The organism is Pseudomonas sp. NY15181 (assembly GCF_048068055.1).
In the GTDB taxonomy this organism is placed as follows: Bacteria; Pseudomonadota; Gammaproteobacteria; order Pseudomonadales; family Pseudomonadaceae; genus Pseudomonas.
Map to the genome: position 1 here is coordinate 928,003 of NZ_JBLUPT010000001.1, position 18,657 is coordinate 946,659.

At 64.8% G+C, this 18,657-nt stretch carries 19 protein-coding genes; 16 read left to right on the plus strand and 3 right to left on the minus strand.

Annotated features, from left to right (window positions below; all coding sequences use genetic code 11):
* Positions 1-57: 57 nt before the first annotated feature.
* On the minus strand, positions 58-588 hold the full coding sequence (locus tag ACNFBT_RS04250) for a DUF2062 domain-containing protein (protein ID WP_416746726.1): 531 nt from the start codon (positions 586-588) through the stop codon (positions 58-60).
* Between the two features lie 164 nt (positions 589-752).
* On the opposite strand from ACNFBT_RS04250, the gene ACNFBT_RS04255 reads away from it, so the two are divergent.
* The 8 genes from ACNFBT_RS04255 to murB all read left to right on the plus strand — a co-directional run bounded on the left by ACNFBT_RS04255 (position 753) and on the right by murB (position 7,603).
* Entirely contained in the window at positions 753-2,963 is a 2,211-nt protein-coding gene (locus ACNFBT_RS04255) for a DNA internalization-related competence protein ComEC/Rec2 (protein ID WP_416747199.1), read from the plus strand.
* Between the two features lie 71 nt (positions 2,964-3,034).
* Complete coding sequence (locus tag ACNFBT_RS04260; protein ID WP_416746728.1) at positions 3,035-3,670, plus strand: MotA/TolQ/ExbB proton channel family protein; 636 nt, start codon at positions 3,035-3,037, stop codon at positions 3,668-3,670.
* Positions 3,667-4,113 (plus strand): ExbD/TolR family protein, encoded by a 447-nt coding sequence (locus ACNFBT_RS04265; RefSeq protein ID WP_416746730.1) that lies wholly within the window; start codon positions 3,667-3,669, stop codon positions 4,111-4,113. The genes ACNFBT_RS04260 and ACNFBT_RS04265 overlap by 4 nt, the downstream gene beginning before the upstream one ends.
* Complete coding sequence (gene lpxK / locus ACNFBT_RS04270) at positions 4,113-5,111, plus strand: tetraacyldisaccharide 4'-kinase (RefSeq protein WP_416746732.1); 999 nt, start codon at positions 4,113-4,115, stop codon at positions 5,109-5,111. The genes ACNFBT_RS04265 and lpxK overlap by 1 nt, the downstream gene beginning before the upstream one ends.
* A 57-nt stretch (positions 5,112-5,168) precedes the next feature.
* Positions 5,169-5,354 (plus strand): Trm112 family protein, encoded by a 186-nt coding sequence (locus ACNFBT_RS04275; protein ID WP_009621404.1) that lies wholly within the window; start codon positions 5,169-5,171, stop codon positions 5,352-5,354.
* 4 nt (positions 5,355-5,358) lie between these two features.
* Entirely contained in the window at positions 5,359-6,123 is a 765-nt protein-coding gene (kdsB, locus tag ACNFBT_RS04280; protein ID WP_416746734.1) for a 3-deoxy-manno-octulosonate cytidylyltransferase, read from the plus strand.
* Complete coding sequence (locus tag ACNFBT_RS04285; protein WP_416746736.1) at positions 6,123-6,587, plus strand: low molecular weight protein-tyrosine-phosphatase; 465 nt, start codon at positions 6,123-6,125, stop codon at positions 6,585-6,587. The genes kdsB and ACNFBT_RS04285 overlap by 1 nt, the downstream gene beginning before the upstream one ends.
* Positions 6,584-7,603 carry a UDP-N-acetylmuramate dehydrogenase gene (gene murB, locus ACNFBT_RS04290; protein ID WP_416746738.1) on the plus strand — a complete coding sequence of 340 codons (1,020 nt, stop codon included), beginning with the start codon at positions 6,584-6,586 and terminating at the stop codon, positions 7,601-7,603. Before ACNFBT_RS04285 ends, murB begins: the two co-directional genes overlap by 4 nt.
* Before the next feature lie 245 nt (positions 7,604-7,848).
* Here the strand turns inward: murB and rne are convergent, their stop codons facing one another.
* Positions 7,849-11,037: a ribonuclease E gene (gene rne / locus ACNFBT_RS04295; protein WP_416746740.1), complete on the minus strand. Its 3,189-nt coding sequence runs from the start codon at positions 11,035-11,037 to the stop codon at positions 7,849-7,851.
* Positions 11,038-11,614: 577 nt separating this feature from the next.
* Between rne and rluC the strand changes: the two genes are divergently transcribed.
* From rluC to sppA, 3 genes are read left to right on the plus strand one after another with little or no spacing between them, the layout of a single operon-like run.
* The gene (rluC, locus tag ACNFBT_RS04300) at positions 11,615-12,571 is read left to right on the plus strand and encodes a 23S rRNA pseudouridine(955/2504/2580) synthase RluC (protein WP_416746742.1); all 957 of its coding nucleotides are present in this window, start codon (positions 11,615-11,617) and stop codon (positions 12,569-12,571) included.
* Positions 12,564-13,259 carry an HAD-IA family hydrolase gene (locus ACNFBT_RS04305; protein ID WP_416746744.1) on the plus strand — a complete coding sequence of 232 codons (696 nt, stop codon included), beginning with the start codon at positions 12,564-12,566 and terminating at the stop codon, positions 13,257-13,259. Before rluC ends, ACNFBT_RS04305 begins: the two co-directional genes overlap by 8 nt.
* A complete protein-coding gene (gene sppA / locus ACNFBT_RS04310; protein ID WP_416746746.1) occupies positions 13,249-14,259 on the plus strand; it encodes a signal peptide peptidase SppA in 1,011 nt (336 codons plus the stop codon). The genes ACNFBT_RS04305 and sppA overlap by 11 nt, the downstream gene beginning before the upstream one ends.
* Before the next feature lie 67 nt (positions 14,260-14,326).
* On the opposite strand, the gene ACNFBT_RS04315 is transcribed toward sppA, so the two are convergent.
* The gene (locus tag ACNFBT_RS04315) at positions 14,327-14,905 is read right to left on the minus strand and encodes a Maf family protein (RefSeq protein ID WP_416746748.1); all 579 of its coding nucleotides are present in this window, start codon (positions 14,903-14,905) and stop codon (positions 14,327-14,329) included.
* A gap of 112 nt (positions 14,906-15,017) precedes the next feature.
* Here ACNFBT_RS04315 and ACNFBT_RS04320 point away from each other — a divergent pair, with 112 nt between their 5' ends.
* From ACNFBT_RS04320 to fabG, 5 genes are all read left to right on the plus strand, one after another.
* On the plus strand, positions 15,018-15,548 hold the full coding sequence (locus ACNFBT_RS04320; RefSeq protein ID WP_416746750.1) for a YceD family protein: 531 nt from the start codon (positions 15,018-15,020) through the stop codon (positions 15,546-15,548).
* Between the two features lie 13 nt (positions 15,549-15,561).
* Positions 15,562-15,744, plus strand: a complete 183-nt coding sequence (gene rpmF, locus ACNFBT_RS04325; RefSeq protein WP_009621425.1) for a 50S ribosomal protein L32 — start codon at positions 15,562-15,564, stop codon at positions 15,742-15,744.
* Positions 15,745-15,747: 3 nt separating this feature from the next.
* Positions 15,748-16,755, plus strand: coding sequence for a phosphate acyltransferase PlsX (plsX, locus tag ACNFBT_RS04330; protein WP_416746752.1), 1,008 nt, complete (start codon positions 15,748-15,750; stop codon positions 16,753-16,755).
* A gap of 105 nt (positions 16,756-16,860) precedes the next feature.
* Positions 16,861-17,799, plus strand: coding sequence for an ACP S-malonyltransferase (gene fabD, locus ACNFBT_RS04335; protein WP_416746754.1), 939 nt, complete (start codon positions 16,861-16,863; stop codon positions 17,797-17,799).
* A 13-nt stretch (positions 17,800-17,812) separates the two neighbouring features.
* Positions 17,813-18,556, plus strand: coding sequence for a 3-oxoacyl-ACP reductase FabG (gene fabG, locus ACNFBT_RS04340; RefSeq protein ID WP_152224538.1), 744 nt, complete (start codon positions 17,813-17,815; stop codon positions 18,554-18,556).
* The last annotated feature ends 101 nt before the right edge of the window (positions 18,557-18,657 follow it).

Genomic DNA, 18,657 nt, shown 5'->3' on the forward strand with positions numbered 1-18,657 from the left:
CTCCTGCGCAGGTATTGGCCAAGGCCAATCGGCGTATAACGCGGAGCGCTATACGCCCTACATTCCGCTCTGCACATTGCGCAGCGCTTGGCGCCGCCGCCAGCTGCGGCCGATCCACCAGCGCCAGTAACCCTCAGTGGCCAGGTAGCCGAGGATGCCCACCAGAATCCCGCAGATCACCGAACCGAGCAGGAACGGCTGCCAGAGCATAGCCAGCTCGCCGCTGATCCATTCCCACGTCAGGTGGTCGGGCAGGGTGCGCGCGGGAACTCCCATGACCCAGGCGCCCATCTTGTAGGTGCAATAGAACACCGGCGGCATGGTGATGGGGTTGGTCAGCCAGACCAGCCCGACCGAGATCGGCAGGTTGGCCCGCACCCACACCGCCAGGGAGGCGGCCAGCAGCATCTGCAGCGGAATGGGGATGAAGGCGGCGAACAGTCCCATGCCCATGGCGCGGGATACGGAGCGGCGATTCAGGTGCCAGAGGTTGGGCGACTGGATCAGCGGTCCGAGAAAGCGCAGGCCCTTGTGGCTTCTGATGCTTTCCGGATCCGGCATGTAGCGCTTGAAGATTCGGCGCGGCATGAAGGAAATCTCTGGCAGACGGACGACGGCCCATTATGCCTAGCTAGGTGACAGTCATTCGTTGCCAAGTATGTCCGTGTGTAACCGTGGCGGCTCGATCGCGGATCGGTCTGACCAGCGGTCGCACACTGGCTCCAGGGAGGAGTCCGTTGCCTCGTTCAGGGATGCTCGCGCTGGCCCTTGGCCTGCTGGCGCTGCGCTGGTTGTCGGTGCTTCCGTCTTCTTGGGTGCTGTTGCTGCTGGCGGCGCTGGCGGTGCCCTTGCTGTTCACCCGTGGTTATTTCATCGGCCTGTTCCTGCTGGGGTTCGCCTGGGCCTGCCAGTCTGCCCAGTGGGCGCTGGACGACCGGCTGGACAGGGCGCTCGACGGCCGCACGCTGTGGCTGGAGGGCAGGGTAGAGGGGCTGCCGGATCGCTCCGGGCCTTCGGTGCGCTTCATGCTTTCAGATGTCTCCAGCCCGCGTGCGCGGGTGCCTGGGACCTTGCGCTTGTCCTGGTTCGACGGCCCGCCGGTGGAGGGCGGCGAACGTTGGCGCCTGGCGGTGAAACTCAAGCGCCCCCACGGCATGGTCAATGGCGCCGGCTTCGACTACGAGGCATGGCTCACCGCGCAGCGTATCGGCGCCACCGGCAGCGTGAAGGACGGGCAGCGGCTGGAGTCGGCCAGCGGTCCACCGGCCTGGCGCGAAGCCTGGCGGCAACGCTTGCTGGCGGTGGACGCCCATGGCCGCTCCGGTGCCCTGGCGGCGCTGGTACTGGGGGATGCGTCCGGCCTGACCACGGCGGACTGGCAGGTATTGCAGGACACCGGAACCCTGCACCTGATGGTGATTTCCGGTTCGCACATTTCTCTTCTGGCCGGTCTGCTCTATGCCCTGGTCGCCGGGCTGGCACGTTTCGGCGTCTGGCCCCCGCGCTTGCCCTGGCTACCCTGCGCCTGCCTGCTGGCTGCACTCGGGGCCTGGGCCTACAGCTTTATGGCGGGGTTCGAGGTGCCGCTGCAACGCGCCTGCATCATGGTCTCGATCGTCCTGCTGTGGCGCCTGCGCTACCGCCACCGCGGTTTGTGGACGCCGCTGCTCGGTGCCTTGCTGGCGGTGCTGCTGGCCGAGCCGCTGGTTGTGCTCCTGCCCGGCTTCTGGTTGTCCTATGCGGCGGTGGCGCTGCTCATCCTCGGCTTTTCCGGGCGCTTGGGGCACTGGACGGCCTGGCGCACCTGGCTGCGCGCACAGTGGCTGATGGCGATCGGCTTGCTGCCTGCTTCCATCGCGCTCGGGCTGCCGCTGAGCATTTCCGGGGTGGTCGCCAACCTGATCGCCGTGCCCTGGGTGGAAATGCTGGTCGTGCCCCTGGCCTTGCTGGGCAGCCTGGCGTTGGGCATTCCCTGGCTGGGCGAGGCACTGCTCTGGGTGTCCGGCGGGTTGCTGGAGTGGCTGTTCCGCCTGCTGGGTTGGATGGCCGCCCTGGCGCCCGCCTGGCAGCCCGTCGCCGCGCCGGCCTGGGCGCTGCTGCTGGCGATGCTCGGCGCGCTGGTGTTGCTGGCGCCGGCGGGGGTGCCGCTGCGCGCGCTCGGGGTGGCGCTGTTCCTGCCGGTGTTCTGGCCGTCGATTGCGCTGCCGCCGCCGGGGCAGGCCGAGGTCCGGGTGCTGGATGTGGGGCAGGGCCTGTCAGTGTTGATCCGTACCCGCAGCCAGACCTGGCTGTATGACACCGGTGCGCGCAACGGAGACTTCGATATTGGCGAGCGCGTGGTCGTGCCGACGTTGCGCAGCCTGGGAATCGGCCATCTCGACTTGCTGATGCTCAGCCACGCCGACAATGACCACGCCGGTGGTGCCCTGGCGGTGAAGAAGTCGCTGCGGCCGGCGCAGGTGATCAGCGGCGAGCCGGATCGCCTGTCTCCCGACCTGGGAGCCCGGTCGTGCCGGAGACAACGCTGGGCCATCGACGGCGTGAGCTTCGAGGCCTGGGCCTGGGAAGTTGCCCGGGAGAGCAACGATCGCTCCTGCGTCCTCCTGATCGAAGCCAACGACGAGCGCCTGCTGCTGACCGGCGACCTGCCGCAACCCGGCGAACTGGCCTGGTTGGCCGCGCACCCGGATGCCCATGTCGACTGGTTGCTGGCCGGCCACCACGGTAGCCGAAGTTCTTCCGGACCCGCCTTCATAAGGGCTGTAACACCGTCCGCCGCAATCATTTCCCGAGGCGCCAACAACCCCTATGGCCATCCCCATCCGTCGGTCGTCGAGCGCTTCCGTGCATTGGGCATCCCGATTCACGATACGGCGCAGGAGGGCGCGCTGGCCCTGACGCTCGGGGCCCATGGCGAGCTCCGGGGAGTGCGGGAAGGCGCACATTTCTGGCAGGAAAAATGAGACAGGGGCGGTCGGCTCATAACAGCCCCTGTGCTAGAGTGGCGCCACTTTTTTTCAGGGGATTCACCACTGTGTGGGAACTGGTCAAAGCTGGCGGCTGGATGATGCTGCCGATCTTGCTGAGCTCCATCGCTGCCATGGCGATCGTCGCTGAACGTCTCTGGACCCTGCGCAAGAGTCGCGTGGCCCCACCGCAACTGCTCGGCCAGGTGTGGAAGCAGATCAAGGACAAGAAGATGAACAGCCAGGCCCTGAAGGACCTGCGCGCGTCGTCCCCGCTGGGTGAAATCCTGGCCGCTGGCCTGGCCAACTCCAAGCACGGTCGCGAGATCATGAAGGAGTGCATCGAGGAAGCCGCGTCCCGCGTCATCCACGAACTGGAGCGCTACCTCAATGCGCTGGGCACCATCGCCGCCATGGCCCCGCTGCTCGGCCTGCTGGGCACAGTATTCGGCATGATCCAGATCTTCAGCGCCTTCATGGGCGACGGCATGGCCAACGCGCCGATGCTCGCCGGTGGTATCTCCAAGGCCCTGATCACCACCGCTTCGGGCCTGATCGTGGCGATTCCGGCGGTGTTCTTCCACCGCTACCTGCTGCGCCGCGTCGATGAGCTGGTCGTCGCCATGGAGCAGGAAGCCATCAAGCTGGTGGAAGTGATCCAGGGCGATCGCGAAGTCGATTTCGCCGAGGAAGGCAAAGCGTGAAGTTCCGCCGCAGAGCGGGCGGAGCGGCCCGCGAGGACGTCTTCATCAACCTGGCGTCGCTGATCGATGTGATCTTCGTGCTGCTGCTGTTCTTCGTGGTCAGCACCTCGTTCACCAAGCCGGCTCAGCTCAAGGTCGAACTGCCCGAGGCGGTCAGCGGCACGCCGCCGGAAGCCACCGAGATCAAGCAACTGGAAATCTCCATCAGCGTCGAGGGCCACTACGCCCTGAACGGCCAGAGCCTGGCGCGCGACGACCTGGAAAACCTGATGAACGCCATGCAGCGTGAGTCCGCCGGCGACAACAGCCTGCCGGTGGTGATCACCGCCGACGGCAAGGTGAACTACCAGTCCGTGGTCACCGCGATGGATGCCGCAGGCAAGCTGGGCTTCACCCACCTGCGCATCACCACCATCGAGGCCCAGGCGGACAAGAAGCGCTGATGGCGTTCTCCGACCGCCTGCTCGACGCCTGGTACAAGGGCCACCCGGCCCTTGCCCTGCTCAAGCCGCTCGAGTTGCTCTACCGGCGCGTCGCCCGCGGCCGCCGGCAGGACTTCCTCTCCGGCGCCAAGCCGGCCTACCGCGCGCCGGTGCCGATCATCGTGGTCGGCAACATCACGGTCGGTGGTACCGGCAAGACGCCGATGATCCTCTGGCTGATCGAACACTGCCGCGCCCGTGGCCTGAAGGTCGGCGTGGTCAGTCGTGGCTATGGCGCCAAGCCGCCGCAGACGCCCTGGCGCGTGCGCGTCGAGCAGTCGGCGGCGGAAGCGGGCGACGAGCCGCTTATGATCGTGCGCCGCAGCGGCGTGCCGCTGATGATCGACCCGGACCGCTCCAGCGCCGTACGTGCACTGCTCGCCGAGGAGCCGCTGGACCTGATCCTCTGCGACGACGGCCTGCAGCACTACCGCCTGGCCCGCGACCTGGAACTGGTGCTGATCGACGCCGCACGGGGCCTGGGCAACGGCTGCTGCCTGCCCGCGGGCCCGCTGCGCGAGCCGGCCGAGCGTCTGCAGGAAGTGGACGCTGTGCTGCACAACGGCGCGCCGTCCGACCCGACGGGCGCCTTCTCCTTCGTCCTGCGACCTTCTGCCCTGGTCAACCTGGCCAGCGCCGAGCGCCGTGGGGTCGAGCATTTCCCCGCTGGTCAGGCGCTGCATGCACTGGCCGGGATCGGCAACCCGCAGCGTTTCTTCAAGACGCTCGAGGCGCTAAACTGGCGGCCGATTCCGCATCCCTTCCCCGACCATGCGGCCTATACCGCCGAGCAGCTGCGCTTCACGCCGGAACTGCCGCTGGTCATGACAGAGAAGGACGCGGTGAAATGTCGGTCCTTCGCCGCGCCCGACTGGTGGTATCTCGCCGTCGAAGCGCAGCCCTCGCCGGCTTTCGTCGCCTGGTTCGACGCCCAGCTCGAGCGCCTCGTCGCCCGCTGATCCGTCGTCGCACCTGCGCCGCCCGCATTCAAACTGTTCAAGCTCAAGGAACGCACCATGGACCCGAAACTCCTCGATATCCTCGCCTGTCCGCTGTGCAAGGGCCCGCTCAAGCTCACCGACGACAAGTCCGAGCTGATCTGCAAGGCCGACGGCCTGGCCTACCCGGTGCGCGATGGCATCCCGGTGATGCTCGAAGGCGAGGCACGCACCCTGAACGTCGACGAACGTCTGGACAAGTGATTCCATGAGCCAGGCCTACACCGTCGTCATTCCCGCCCGCTACGCATCCACCCGCCTGCCCGGCAAGCCGCTGCAGGACATCGCCGGCAAGCCGATGATCCAGCACGTCTGGGCGCAGGCCGGCAAAAGCTCGGCCACCCAGGTGGTGGTCGCCACCGACGATGCGCGCATCTTCGATGCCTGCCAGGGCTTCGGTGCCGAGGTGGTGCTGACCCGTGCCGACCACAACTCCGGCACCGATCGCCTGGCGGAAGTGGCCGACGCGCTGGGCCTGGCCGACGACGCCATCGTGGTCAACGTGCAGGGCGATGAGCCGCTGGTACCTCCGTCGATCATCGACCAGGTGGCCGCCAACCTCGCTGCGCACCCGGAGGCGGGCATCGCCACCCTGTGCGAGGAAATCCACGACCCGGCTGCGCTGTTCAACCCGAACATCGTCAAGGTGGTCAGCGACAAGAACGGCCTGGCACTGACCTTCAGTCGCGCCACGCTGCCCTGGGCGCGTGACGCCTTTGCGGTGGATCGCGAAAGCCTGCCGGCCAACGTGCCTTACCGCCGTCACATTGGCATCTACGCCTATCGGGCGCGCTTCCTGCGCGACTTCGTGGCCTGGGGCCCGTGCTGGCTGGAAGACACCGAGTGCCTGGAGCAGCTGCGTGCGCTCTGGCACGGTGTGCGCATCCACGTGGCCGATGCCCTGGAAGCCCCGCAGGCCGGCGTCGATACCCCGGAAGACCTGGAGCGCGTACGGCGCATCCTGGGGGCCTGATGAAGGTCCTGTTCGTCTGCCTCGGTAATATCTGCCGCTCGCCCACCGCCGAGGGCGTGTTCCGCCACAAGGTCCGCGAGGCGGGCCTTGAGGATCGTATCGAGATCGACTCGGCCGGCACTGGCGACTGGCATATCGGCAAGGCGCCGGACGCGCGCACCCGTGCCGCCGCGCTGCGCCGGGGCTATGACCTGTCGAGCCTGCGGGCGCGGCAGGTCAGCGTCGCGGATTTCTCCCGCTACGACCTGGTCCTCGCCATGGACAACGCCAACCTGCGCGATCTGACGCGTCTGCGCAACGGTGGTGGCAAGGCGGAGCTGGACCTGTTCCTGCGCCGCTACGATCTGGAAATCGATGAGGTCCCCGATCCGTACTATGGCGGCGAGGACGGTTTCGAGCAGGTGTTGGACCTGGTGGAACGGGCCTGCGACGGCCTGCTCATGGAAGTGAAGAGGCGCCTGTGACGCTGCAATTGCAAGAAAACCTGTCCCTCAAGCCCTATAACACTTTCGGCGTCGAGGTTGCCGCGCGCTGGTTCGCCCAGGCCCATGACGACGCCGAGGTGCGCGAAGGCATCGCCGCCGCTGCCGAAAAGGTCCTGCCGCTGATGGTGATCGGTGGCGGCAGCAACCTGCTGCTGACCCGTGATGTCGAAGCGCTGGTGCTGCGCATGGCCTCCCGTGGCGTTCGCGTCCTCAGCGACGACGGCGATCGCGTGGTGGTCGAGGCGGAGGCCGGCGAGGTCTGGGACGACTTCGTGCGCTGGACCCTGGAGCAGGGCTTCGGCGGACTGGAAAACCTCAGCCTGATTCCCGGCACCGTGGGCGCCGCGCCCATGCAGAACATCGGTGCCTACGGTGTCGAGATCAAGGACGTATTCGCCGGCCTGACCGCGTTGGATCGCGAAAGCGGCGAGCTGCGTGAGTTCGGCCTGGAGGACTGTGCCTTCGCCTACCGCGACAGCCGCTTCAAGCGCGAGTCGGGCCGCTGGTTGATCCTGCGGGTGCGCTTTGCCTTGAGCCGCTCGGCGCAGCTGCACCTGGACTACGGTCCGGTACGCCAGCGCCTGGTGGAGGAGGGGGTTACCGCGCCGACACCGGCTGATGTCTCGCGGGTGATCTGTGCCATCCGCCGCGAAAAGCTGCCCGACCCGGCGGTGCTCGGCAATGCCGGCAGCTTCTTCAAGAATCCTGTGGTCTCCGCCGTCCAGGCGGACGGGCTGCGTGCGCGCTTCAGCGACCTCGTGGCCTATCCGCAAGGTGATGGCCTGGTGAAGCTGGCAGCAGGCTGGTTGATCGACAAGGCGGGGTGGAAGGGCTTCCGTGACGGCGCGGCCGGCGTGCATGCGCAGCAGGCGCTGGTGCTGGTCAATTACGGCGGGGCGACCGGCGCGCAGTTGTATGCGTTGGCAGGGCGCATTCGTGACGACATCCAGCAGCGTTTCGGTGTGGAGCTGGAGATGGAGCCGAATCTCTACTGAGATCACTCCGGACGCGGGAAAAAGGGGATGCCTTGGCATCCCCTTTTTTGTGTCTGCTTCCTGAGAAGAGCCGGGAGGCGTTAGCGCTTTTTGTAGGAGCGAGCTTGCTCGCGAATTGCCTGGCTCCGGAGTCTTGTGGTTGTTCGCGAGCAAGCTCGCTCCTACAGGCAAGACGGATCGCCTTGCCGATCGGGGAATAAAAAAAGGGGATGCAATTGCATCCCCTTTTTCAGACCAGGAAGCTATCAGTTGTGGTGTTTTTCTACCACGTTGCCTTCTTCTTCCTCGGTTTTCTCGGTTTTCTCGGCTATTTCGCCTTCAGCCTGCTCGGCAGCCGATTGCTCGGTCTGCTCGACGGCCTGAGCTTCGCTCGCCACTTCCGTCACGACAGCTTCGGCGGCAGCCGGCTCGGCCACGACTTCGGCTTCCACAGCCGCGGTCTCTTCGACCACGATGGCGGCCGGTGCCTCTTCGACCTGCGGAGCAGCTGCGGCAGCTTCGCGGGCCAGGCGCTCCAGGCGACGACGCTCGCGCGGGTCGTTGGAGGCGCGGCCGGTGGCGTTGGCCGGAACTGCGGTATCGGCTTCCGGAGCTTCGACCGGAGCTTCGATTGCAGGCTCAGGCTGGGCCTCGACAGCGGCCTGGACGACCTCTTCCGAGTGGGCTTCAACGACCGGGGCGGTTTCCACGACTGCGCTTTCGCTGGCTTCAGCCTGCTCGAAGGACTCGCTGGGTTTGGTCAGGAAGTCGATGGTCTGCTCCAGGGCGCTTTCGGTGCGCACGGCCTCGACCACGACGGACTCCACCGGCTGAGCGGCTTCGGTCGGTGCCTCGGCGGCCGGCTGCTGCTCGGTGGCAACTTCGGCAACTTCGGCAGCGACGGCGGCAGTGACAGCGGCGGCAATCACGGGAGCGGCGCTCGGCGCTTCGCCGGCAGCTTGCTCGCCGGCTTCTTCGGCGCCTTCTACGCCATCGACACCGGCTTCGCGCTGACGCTCGCGGCGGTTGCTGCGGCGGCGCTGGCCACGGGAACGGCGACGCGGACGCTCACCGTCGGCGCCTTCCTGGTCGTCCTGCTGGTCCAGCAGTTCCTCGTTCAGCAGCTCTTCGGATTCCAGGGCAGCGGCGTCGCTGGCCTGACGCTCCTCGCGCGGCTGGCGCTCTTCACGGGGCTGACGCTCAGGGCGTGGCTGACGCTCTTCGCGGGCCGGACGCTCGCCACGCTCTTCGCGGGGCTGGCGCTCTTCACGCGGTTGACGCTCGGCACGCTCTTCACGGGGCTGACGCTCCTCGCGCGGCTGGCGCTCGGCGCGCTCCTCGCGGGGTTGACGCTCTTCGCGCGGCTGGCGCTCGGCGCGCTCTTCACGCGGTTGGCGCTCTTCACGGGGTTGACGCTCGGCACGCTCTTCGCGGGGCTGACGCTCCTCGCGCGGCTGACGCTCGGCGCGCTCTTCACGCGGCTGGCGCTCCTCGCGGGGCTGGCGCTCGGCGCGCTCTTCACGCGGCTGACGCTCTTCGCGGGCAGGACGCTCGGCGCGTTCGCCACGCTCGTCGCGGCGACGCTCGCCACGCTCTTTGCGCTCGTCATCGCGACGGCCGCCATCGCGGCCGTCACGGCGACGGTTCTGCTGGCGACCGTTACGGCGTTCGCCCTGGCCTTCGCTGCGCTCGGCAGCCGGCTTCTCGGCGGCGGCCGGTTGCGGTTGCTCCGGCTTGCTGCCGGCGAACAGGCTGACCAGCGACTTCACCAGACCCTGGAACAGGCTCGGCTCCGGCATCGGCTTGGGAGCTTCGATAACCGGTGCGGGGGCGGCTGCGGCGGCTTGCTGCGGGGCAGGGGTCTGCGGGGAAACAGTCTTCACCGCGGCTTCCTGGCGGACCAGGGTGCGGGTGGAGCTGATCGGCTGGACTTCCTCGTGCTCGACGTGGGCCATCTCGTAGCTGGACTGGCCGGCCAGCAGTTCGGGGCTGTCGTCGCGCAGGCGCTGTACTTCGAAGTGCGGGGTTTCCAGGTGGTCGTCCGGCAGGATGAAGATGCGCGCGCGGGTGCGCAGTTCGATCTTGGTGATGGCGTTGCGCTTCTCGTTGAGCAGGAAGGCGGCAACCTGGAACGGCACGCGCGCGCGAACTTCAGCGGTGCGGTCCTTCAGGGCTTCTTCCTCGATCAGGCGCAGGATCGCCAGCGACAGGGACTCCACGTCGCGGATGATGCCTTGGCCGTTGCAGCGCGGGCAGACGATGCCGCTGGTCTCGCCCAGGGACGGACGCAGGCGCTGACGGGACATTTCCAGCAGGCCGAAGCGGGAGATGCGGCCAACCTGGACGCGGGCGCGGTCGGCTTCCAGGGCTTCGCGCACGCGCTCTTCCACGGCGCGCTGGTTCTTCGCCGGGGTCATGTCGATGAAGTCGATGACGATCAGGCCACCGATGTCACGCAGGCGCAGCTGGCGGGCGATTTCCTCGGCCGCTTCCAGGTTGGTCTGCAGCGCGGTTTCCTCGATGTCGCCGCCTTTGGTGGCGCGCGCCGAGTTGATGTCGATGGACACCAGGGCTTCGGTCGGGTCGATGACGATGGAACCGCCCGACGGCAGTTTCACTTCGCGCTGGAAGGCGGTTTCGATCTGGCTCTCGATCTGGAAGCGGTTGAACAGCGGAACGCTGTCCTGGTACAGCTTCACCTTGCTGGCGTACTGCGGCATGACCTGCTGGATGAAGTTCAGGGCTTCTTCCTGGGCGTCGATGCTGTCGATCAGCACTTCGCCGATGTCCTGGCGCAGGTAGTCGCGGATGGCGCGGATGATGACGTTGCTTTCCTGGTAGATCAGGAACGGACCGCTGCGCTCGCCGGAGGCTTCTTTGATGGCGCCCCACAGTTGCAGCAGGTAGTCCAGGTCCCACTGCAGCTCTTCGGAGCTGCGGCCCAGGCCAGCGGTGCGGACGATCAGGCCCATGTCGCCGGGAACGTTCAGGCCGTTCAGGGCTTCGCGCAGCTCGTTGCGCTCTTCGCCTTCGATGCGACGGGAGATGCCGCCGGCGCGCGGGTTGTTCGGCATCAGCACCAGGTAACGACCGGCGAGGCTGATGAAGGTGGTCAGGGCTGCGCCCTTGTTGCCACGCTCCTCTTTCTCGACCTGGACGATGACTTCCTGGCCCTCGCTGAGCACATCCTTGATGTTGATGCGACCTTCGGGGTTCTTCTTGAAGTATTCGCGGGAGATTTCTTTGAGGGGGAGGAAGCCGTGGCGCTCGGCGCCGAAGTCGACGAAGGCGGCTTCGAGGCTGGGTTCGATGCGGGTGATGCGCCCTTTATAGATGTTGGCCTTCTTCTGTTCGCGCGCACCGGACTCGATGTCCAGGTCGAACAGGCGTTGGCCGTCTACCAGCGCTACACGCAACTCTTCGGGTTGAGTTGCGTTAATCAGCATTCTTTTCATGTAGTACCAATGGTTTCCGGGGCCACCGGAAACGGCGATCGGCACACACGACTCTCACGGTCGGTGCTAAGGCACGTACTCAGGAATGGCGGACCATTCCCGTGTCCAGCGGCAGCAGGAGAAATCTGCTGTGCCGCGACTACGTTTCCTGCTTGTCGAGTAAGAACAAGCACTCACCAGGAGGAGGAATCGACTGTCAGATGCGGACGATGAAGGCGTCTACGTTCAAGGCATGAAAGCAACGCAATCCGACAGTTGTGCATCTCCGCCCTGCACATTTCCCTAAGAGCCGGGTGCCGCTCGCAGAATCCGGGAGCGGGGTTGGCTTTTATCACGACTACCTTGGTGGCCGTGGTCATGTCTTAAGGCCTGGATTTCGAGGCGCTGTCGGCGGGCGAATCGCTCATGCCGTTGCAACGCTTCAGGGGACTGCCTCGTGTCCGTTCAATGTGTTTGCAGGCGGTTGGGGACGGCGATTACGCGATCATCCGCGGGCCTGGCCACTTTTGGCGGCCTCCCGAATATAGCAGCAATGATTAAGTGCTTCAATTGAATGAAAAATTGTTATTATGTCCGGATGACTAATCCCGCCCCTCCGACTTCCGGCGTTCAGCTGCTTGAGGTCGCGCCGGAGTATGCCGGCCAACGTATCGACAATTTCCTCCGCACCCAGCTCAAGGGCGTGCCCAAGACCCTGATCTACCGCATCCTTCGCAAGGGTGAGGTGCGGGTCAATAAAGGTCGCATCAAGCCCGAGTACAAGCTGCAGGCCGGCGACGTGGTGCGCGTGCCGCCGCTACGCCTGGCCGAGCGCGACGAGCCTGTGCCGCTGGCGCAGGGGCTGCTGGAGCGCCTGGAAGCCGCCATCGTCTTCGAAGACAAGGCGCTGATCGTGGTGAACAAGCCCACCGGCATCGCCGTCCATGGCGGTAGTGGGCTGAACTACGGCGTCATCGAGGCTTTCCGTCAGCTGCGCCCGGAGTGCAAGGATCTGGAGTTGGTGCATCGCCTGGATCGTGATACGTCGGGTCTGCTGATGATCGCCAAGAAGCGCAGCATGCTGCGCCATTTGCATGACGCCCTGCGTGGCGAGCGGGTAGTGGACAAGCGCTACCACGCCCTGGTGCGCGGCAACTGGCCGGCGGCGAAGAAGCAGATCGCCGTGCCGCTGCTGAAGAACAACCTGCGCTCCGGCGAGCGCGTGGTGGAAGTGAATCCCGAAGGCAAGGAGGCGCTGACCGAGTTCAAGGTGCTGCGCCGCTTCGGTGACTTCGCCACCCTGGTGGAGGCGCGCCCGATCACTGGTCGTACCCACCAGATTCGCGTGCACGCCAAGCATGCCGGGCATTCCATCGCCGGTGACCCCAAGTACGGCGACGAAGACTTCTCCCGCGAAATCCGCGAGCTGGGCGGCAAGCGTCTGTTCCTGCATTCCGCGTACCTGCGCGTGCCGCTGCCCGATGGTTCGGTGCTGGAGCTGGAGGCGCCGGTGGATGAGGTCTGGCAGCGCACCCTGGAGCGCCTGGATGCGTGAGTACTCCCTGCTGATCTTCGATTGGGATGGTACGCTGGTGGATTCCATCGGTCGTATCGTCGAGTCGATGCGCGTCGCGGCGGTCAATTCCGGCCTGCCTGCGCGCAGCGATGACGCGATCAAGGGCATCATCGGTCTCGGTCTGCCCGAGGCGATCCAGACGCTCTATCCCGAAGTGGGGGAGGGTGAGTCGCTGGAGCGCTTCCGTCGCGACTACGGCGAGCACTATCTCAGCCTTGAGGTGCAGCCTTCGCCGCTGTTCCCGGGTGTTGCTGAGGCGATGGTCGAGTTTCGTCGTGCGGGTTACCAGTTGGCGGTGGCTACCGGCAAGAATCGCCGGGGGCTGGATCGCGTGCTGGCGGGGCAGGGTTGGACCGATTTCTTCGATATCACCCGCGCTGCCGATGAGTCGGCAAGCAAGCCTGATCCGCGCATGCTGCATGAAATCCTTCGGCATTGCCGGGCGGATGCGCGCGATGCGCTGATGGTGGGGGATTCGCCTTTCGATCTGGAAATGGCGCGCCGTGCCGGAATGGATTCGGTTGCGGTGGGTTATGGTGCGCAGTCGCTGGAAACTCTGCGAGAGTATGCTCCGGCGCTGGAAGTGGAACATTTCAATGAATTGCGCGCCTGGCTGGCCGGGCGCTCGGTAAGGCCGGTGCTCGAGGTAGGCAACGATGTCGGATGAATGGAAGGCTGAAGAAGGCAAGGCTGAAGAAGGCAAGGCTGCGGAAGCCAGGGCAGGTGACGACAAGAGCTGGAAGCTGCTGGAGAAGGCAGTGCTGGCGGGGGTTCAGGAGCAGCGTCGATCGCGCCGCTGGGGCATTTTCTTCAAGCTGCTGACCTTCCTTTATCTGTTTGTCGCCCTGGCGCTGTTCAGTCCGTTCGGCGGTCTGTCCAAGTCCGCCTCGCGCAGTGCCAGTCATACGGCGCTCATCGAAGTGAAGGGCATGATTGCCGATGACGAGCCGGCCAGTGCCGACAATGTCGTTGGTGCCTTGCGTTCGGCGTTCGAGGATGCCGGTACCAAGGGTATCGTCCTGCGCATCAATAGCCCGGGCGGCAGTCCGGTGCAGTCCGGCTATATCTACGATGAAATCAAGCGCCTGCGTGGCGAACATCCGGATATCAAGCTTTATGCTGTGATCAGTGATCTCGGCGCCTCCGGTGCCTACTACATTGCCAGTGCCGCCGACCAGATCTATGCCGACAAGGCCAGCCTGGTGGGTTCCATTGGTGTGACGGCGGCGACTTTCGGTTTCGTCGGCACCATGGAGAAGCTGGGGGTGGATCGCCGTGTCTACACCTCGGGCGAGCACAAGGCCTTCCTCGATCCGTTCCAGCCGCAGAAGCCGGATGAAACAGCGTTCTGGCAGCGGGTGCTGGACACCACGCACAAGCAGTTCATCGACAGCGTGAAGAAGGGGCGTGGCGATCGTCTGAAGGACAAGGAACATCCCGAGCTGTTCTCCGGGCTGATCTGGTCCGGCGAGCAGGCGCTGCAGCTGGGGTTGATCGATGGTCTGGGCAGCACCAGCTATGTGGCGCGCGAGATCATCAAGGAGAAGGAATTGGTGGACTATACCGTCCAGGAAACCCCCTTCGATCGATTCGCCAAGAAGCTGGGTGCCAGTGTCGCCGAGCGCCTGGCGCTGTGGATGGGGTGGCAGGGGCCGGCGCTGCGTTGATTTCCTTCCTCTCTATATATAGAGGGCCCGGCAATTGCCGGGCTTTCTGCATTTCAGGCTTTCTGTTTCAGGGGATGGGCACTTGCTCGGCCAGCAGCATGTCCACCAGGCGGATCAGTGGCAGGCCGATCAGGCTGGTGGCGTCTTCTCCTTCGGTGGAGCGGAACAGGCTGACGCCCAGCCCTTCGGCCTTGAAGCTGCCGGCGCAATCGAAGGGTTGCTCGGCTTCCAGGTAGCGGCGGATGCGCGCGTCGTCGAGGTCGCGGAAGTGCACGGTGAATGGCACGCAATCGACCTGGCTACGGCCGCTCTGGCTGTTCAGCAGGCAGAGTCCGGTGAGGAAGCTGACGCTCTTGCTGCTGGCGGCTTTCAGTTGTTCCGTGGCGCGCTCGATGGTGTGGGGTTTGCCAAGGATCTGGCTGCCGTTCACCGCGGCCTGGTCGGAGCCGATGATCAGGTGGTCGGGGTAGTGCTGGCTCAGGGCGCGCGCTTTACTTTCCGCCAAGCGCTTAACCAGTTGCTCGGCGCTTTCGCCGGGAAGCGGGCTTTCGTCGATGTCGGGGCTTGCGCATTCGAACGGCAGGCGCAGGCGTTGCAACAATTCGCGGCGGTAGGGTGAGCCGGAGGCAAGGATCAGGGGGAGCATGGAAGATTCCTTTGGAGCGTCGCTGCGATTCTAGCGAAAAGGGCTGTCCATACAGCGGTTTATGGCTAATTTCCTTTGACAGCTCCGGGTGCATCCCTATAATGGCGCGCTTATGTTGAATGGACCGATACCACCTCACGTTGATCCGCGCAAACTGGTAGAGCGCGCTGCCACCCTCGAAGGTGTGCTGCCGATCGCCAAGATGCCACGTCTCAACGAGCAACTGACCAGCAGTGAAGGCAATGTTCACGCGAAGTTTTCCTTCTTCCGTGACGAGCAGAAGCTGGCGGTCATGCACGTCGAACTCGACGCCGAGGTGAGCATGGTATGCCAGCGCTGTCTCGAAGCGGCCAACTTCCATGTGGGTGGTGAGTACGATTACGTCATCATCCCGGAAGGCAAGTCGATCGAGGATCTGCCCAGTGGCTACGATGCGCTGGAAGTGGGGGATGACCCCATCGACCTGACCTCGCTGGCCGAGGACGAGTTGCTGCTCGCCTTGCCCATCGTGCCGGTCCATGATCCTGAGGATTGCCAGCAGCCGGTGGGATACGCTACAGCGCCCGAACCGAGCGAGAACGTGGAAGAGCGGCCCAACCCGTTCAGCGTACTGGCGCAGTTGAAGCGTGACCCAAACGTTTAGGAGTTAATCAATCATGGCTGTTCAGCAGAACAAAAAATCCCGTTCCGCTCGTGACATGCGTCGTTCCCACGATGCCCTGGACGCGAACGCTCTGTCCGTAGAAAAGAGCACCGGTGAAGTTCACCTGCGTCACCACGTCTCCCCGGACGGTTTCTATCGCGGCCGTAAGGTCGTAGACAAGGGCTCTGACGAGTAATCCTTGTCCGCACCAATCATCGCGATTGATGCAATGGGTGGGGACTACGGTCCCCACTGCATTGTTCCGGCCTGCATTTCCTTTCTGGCCGAGTACGCCTCTCTGCAACTGGTCCTTGTCGGCCAGGCTCCTCTGATCGAAGAGCACTTGCGCGATCTTTCCCCGGTCGAGCGCCAGCGCCTTCACATTCACCACGCCAGCGAAGTCGTCACGATGGACGAGCGTCCGTCCCAGGCATTGCGCGGCAAGCCCGATTCCTCCATGCGTGTTGCCCTCGAACTGGTTCGGGATGGCAAGGCCCATGCCTGCGTCAGTGCCGGCAATACCGGTGCGCTGATGGCGCTGTCCCGCTACCTGCTGAAGACCCTGCCCGGCATCGATCGCCCGGCGATGGTTACCGCCGTGCCGACGCAGACCGGTCACTGCCATCTGCTCGATCTGGGCGCCAACGTCGATTGCAGTGCGGAGCATCTTTATCAGTTCGCTGTCATGGGCGCCGTCGCGGCGGAGACGCTGGGCAAACAGAATCCCAGAGTGGCGCTGCTGAATGTCGGTACCGAGGACATCAAGGGCAACCAGCAGGTGAAGCTGGCGGCCAGTCTGCTGCAGCAGGCGCGCGGGGTGAACTATATCGGCTACATCGAGGGCGATGGCCTGTATCGCGGGCTGGCCGATGTGGTGGTGTGCGACGGTTTCGTCGGCAACATCCTGCTCAAGTCCAGCGAGGGGTTGGCGGCGATGGTCGCGGCCCGTCTCGAGGAATTGTTCAATTCCAGTCTGCCGGCCAAGGCGGTGGGGCTGATGGCCATGCCGTTCCTCCGCCGGCTGCGCGGCGATCTCACGCCGTCGCAGCACAATGGTGCGAGTTTCCTGGGTCTGCAGGGCATCGTGGTGAAGAGTCATGGCAGTGCGAAGGAGGAGGGGATTCAGAGTGCGTTGCGTCGGGCATTGCTCGAAGTTCGTGAGAATCTGCCTCAACGGCTGCATGGCCGGCTGGAACATCTGCTCTAATGTGTGACCGCGGTCGCCAGACCGTCATCCAACTGTCAGTTCAATACGCCAGGCTTCCGCTGGCGATATCCATTTGACGACACAGACAAAAAGGGAACTGTTGCAATGTCCGCATCCCTCGCCTTCGTATTCCCCGGTCAAGGTTCGCAGTCCCTCGGCATGCTTGCCGAGCTGGGCGCCCAGCACGCCATCGTGCGCGATACCTTTGCCGAAGCCTCCGCAGCCCTGGGTTATGACCTCTGGGCCCTGGTGCAGGAGGGGCCGGAAGAGCGCCTGAACCAGACCGACAAGACCCAGCCCGCCATTCTCACCGCTTCCATCGCCCTGTGGCGTCTGTGGCAAGCCGAAGGTGGCGCGCAGCCGGCCTACGTTGCCGGTCATAGCCTGGGTGAATACTCCGCGCTGGTCGCCGCCGGCAGCCTGGCTTTCGCCGATGCGGTGAAGCTGGTCGAGCGTCGTGGCCAGCTGATGCAGGAAGCTGTTCCCGCCGGTACCGGCGGCATGGCGGCCATCCTCGGTCTGGAAGATGCCGATGTGCTGGCAGCTTGTGCCGAGGCCGCCCAGGGCGAAGTGGTCAGCGCCGTGAACTTCAACGCGCCGGGCCAGGTGGTGATCGCCGGTGCGGCCAAGGCCGTGGAGCGCGCCATCGAAGGCTGCAAGGCTCGCGGCGCCAAGCGTGCCGTGGCGCTGCCGGTCAGCGTGCCGTCGCACTGCGAGCTGATGCGTCCGGCTGCCGAGCGTTTTGCCGAGGCCGTCGAAGCTGTTCAGTGGCAGATGCCGCAGATTGCCCTGGTGCAGAACGTTACCGCTCAGGTGCCGGCTGACCTGGCCGTGCTCAAGCGCGATCTGCTGGCTCAGCTGTACAGTCCGGTACGCTGGGTGGAGAGCGTCCAGCTGCTGGCCGAGAAGGGTGTCACCGACCTGGTCGAATGCGGCCCGGGCAAGGTGCTGGCTGGTTTGAACAAGCGTTGCGCCAAGGGCGTGACCACTCACAATCTGGATTCCGCGGACGCCTTCGGGGCGGCACGCGCGGCGCTGGTCTGACAGGAGATAAAGCATGAGTCTGCAAGGTAAGGTTGCACTGGTTACCGGCGCGAGCCGTGGTATCGGCCAGGCCATCGCCCTGGAGCTGGGTCGCATGGGTGCCACCGTGATCGGCACCGCCACCAGCGAGTCCGGCGCGCAGAAAATTTCCGAATACCTCAAGGCCAATGGCATTCAGGGTTCGGGCATGGTGCTGGATGTCTCCAATGACGAGTCCGTGACCAGCACCCTCGAAGCTATTCAGAAAGAAGCCGGTGCTCCGGCTATCGTCGTCAATAACGCCGGCATCACCCGCGATAACCTGCTGATGCGCATGAAGGACGACGAGTGGTTCGATGTGGTCAACACCAACCTCAACAGCCTCTACCGTCTGTCGAAAGCCGTCCTGCGTGGCATGACCAAAGCGCGCTGGGGCCGCATCATCAACATCGGTTCTGTAGTCGGTGCCATGGGCAATGCCGGGCAGACCAACTACGCTGCTGCGAAGGCCGGCCTGGAAGGCTTCACCCGCGCTCTGGCGCGCGAAGTTGGTTCCCGTGCTATCACTGTCAACGCGGTCGCTCCGGGCTTCATCGACACCGACATGACCCGCGAACTGCCCGAAGCCCAGCGTGAAGCGCTGCTCGGTCAGATCCCGCTGGGTCGACTGGGGCAAGCAGAAGAGATCGCCAAAGTGGTAGCATTCCTCGCTTCCGAGGGCGCAGCTTATGTAACGGGTGCCACGGTACCGGTGAATGGCGGAATGTACATGAGTTGATGTGACGTGTTCCTTCGCGGCGATGTCATATGCGCTGTCTAAAATTCTCCAAGCGTTGTGACGCTGGAATAGACAAAGCATCTGGATTGCCGGGAAGGGGC

Bases quoted from the DNA above. Each gene is read 5' to 3' on its own strand.
- ACNFBT_RS04250 (WP_416746726.1), bottom strand. From the start codon at position 588: ATGCCGCGCCGAATCTTCAAGCGCTACATGCCGGATCCGGAAAGCATC.
- ACNFBT_RS04255 (WP_416747199.1), top strand. From the start codon at position 753: ATGCTCGCGCTGGCCCTTGGCCTGCTGGCGCTGCGCTGGTTGTCGGTG.
- lpxK (WP_416746732.1), top strand. From the start codon at position 4,113: ATGGCGTTCTCCGACCGCCTGCTCGACGCCTGGTACAAGGGCCACCCG.
- ACNFBT_RS04275 (WP_009621404.1), top strand. From the start codon at position 5,169: ATGGACCCGAAACTCCTCGATATCCTCGCCTGTCCGCTGTGCAAGGGC.
- kdsB (WP_416746734.1), top strand. From the start codon at position 5,359: ATGAGCCAGGCCTACACCGTCGTCATTCCCGCCCGCTACGCATCCACC.
- ACNFBT_RS04285 (WP_416746736.1), top strand. From the start codon at position 6,123: ATGAAGGTCCTGTTCGTCTGCCTCGGTAATATCTGCCGCTCGCCCACC.
- rne (WP_416746740.1), bottom strand. From the start codon at position 11,037: ATGAAAAGAATGCTGATTAACGCAACTCAACCCGAAGAGTTGCGTGTA.
- rluC (WP_416746742.1), top strand. From the start codon at position 11,615: ATGACTAATCCCGCCCCTCCGACTTCCGGCGTTCAGCTGCTTGAGGTC.
- ACNFBT_RS04305 (WP_416746744.1), top strand. From the start codon at position 12,564: ATGCGTGAGTACTCCCTGCTGATCTTCGATTGGGATGGTACGCTGGTG.
- sppA (WP_416746746.1), top strand. From the start codon at position 13,249: ATGTCGGATGAATGGAAGGCTGAAGAAGGCAAGGCTGAAGAAGGCAAG.
- ACNFBT_RS04315 (WP_416746748.1), bottom strand. From the start codon at position 14,905: ATGCTCCCCCTGATCCTTGCCTCCGGCTCACCCTACCGCCGCGAATTG.
- ACNFBT_RS04320 (WP_416746750.1), top strand. From the start codon at position 15,018: ATGTTGAATGGACCGATACCACCTCACGTTGATCCGCGCAAACTGGTA.
- rpmF (WP_009621425.1), top strand. From the start codon at position 15,562: ATGGCTGTTCAGCAGAACAAAAAATCCCGTTCCGCTCGTGACATGCGT.
- fabD (WP_416746754.1), top strand. From the start codon at position 16,861: ATGTCCGCATCCCTCGCCTTCGTATTCCCCGGTCAAGGTTCGCAGTCC.
- fabG (WP_152224538.1), top strand. From the start codon at position 17,813: ATGAGTCTGCAAGGTAAGGTTGCACTGGTTACCGGCGCGAGCCGTGGT.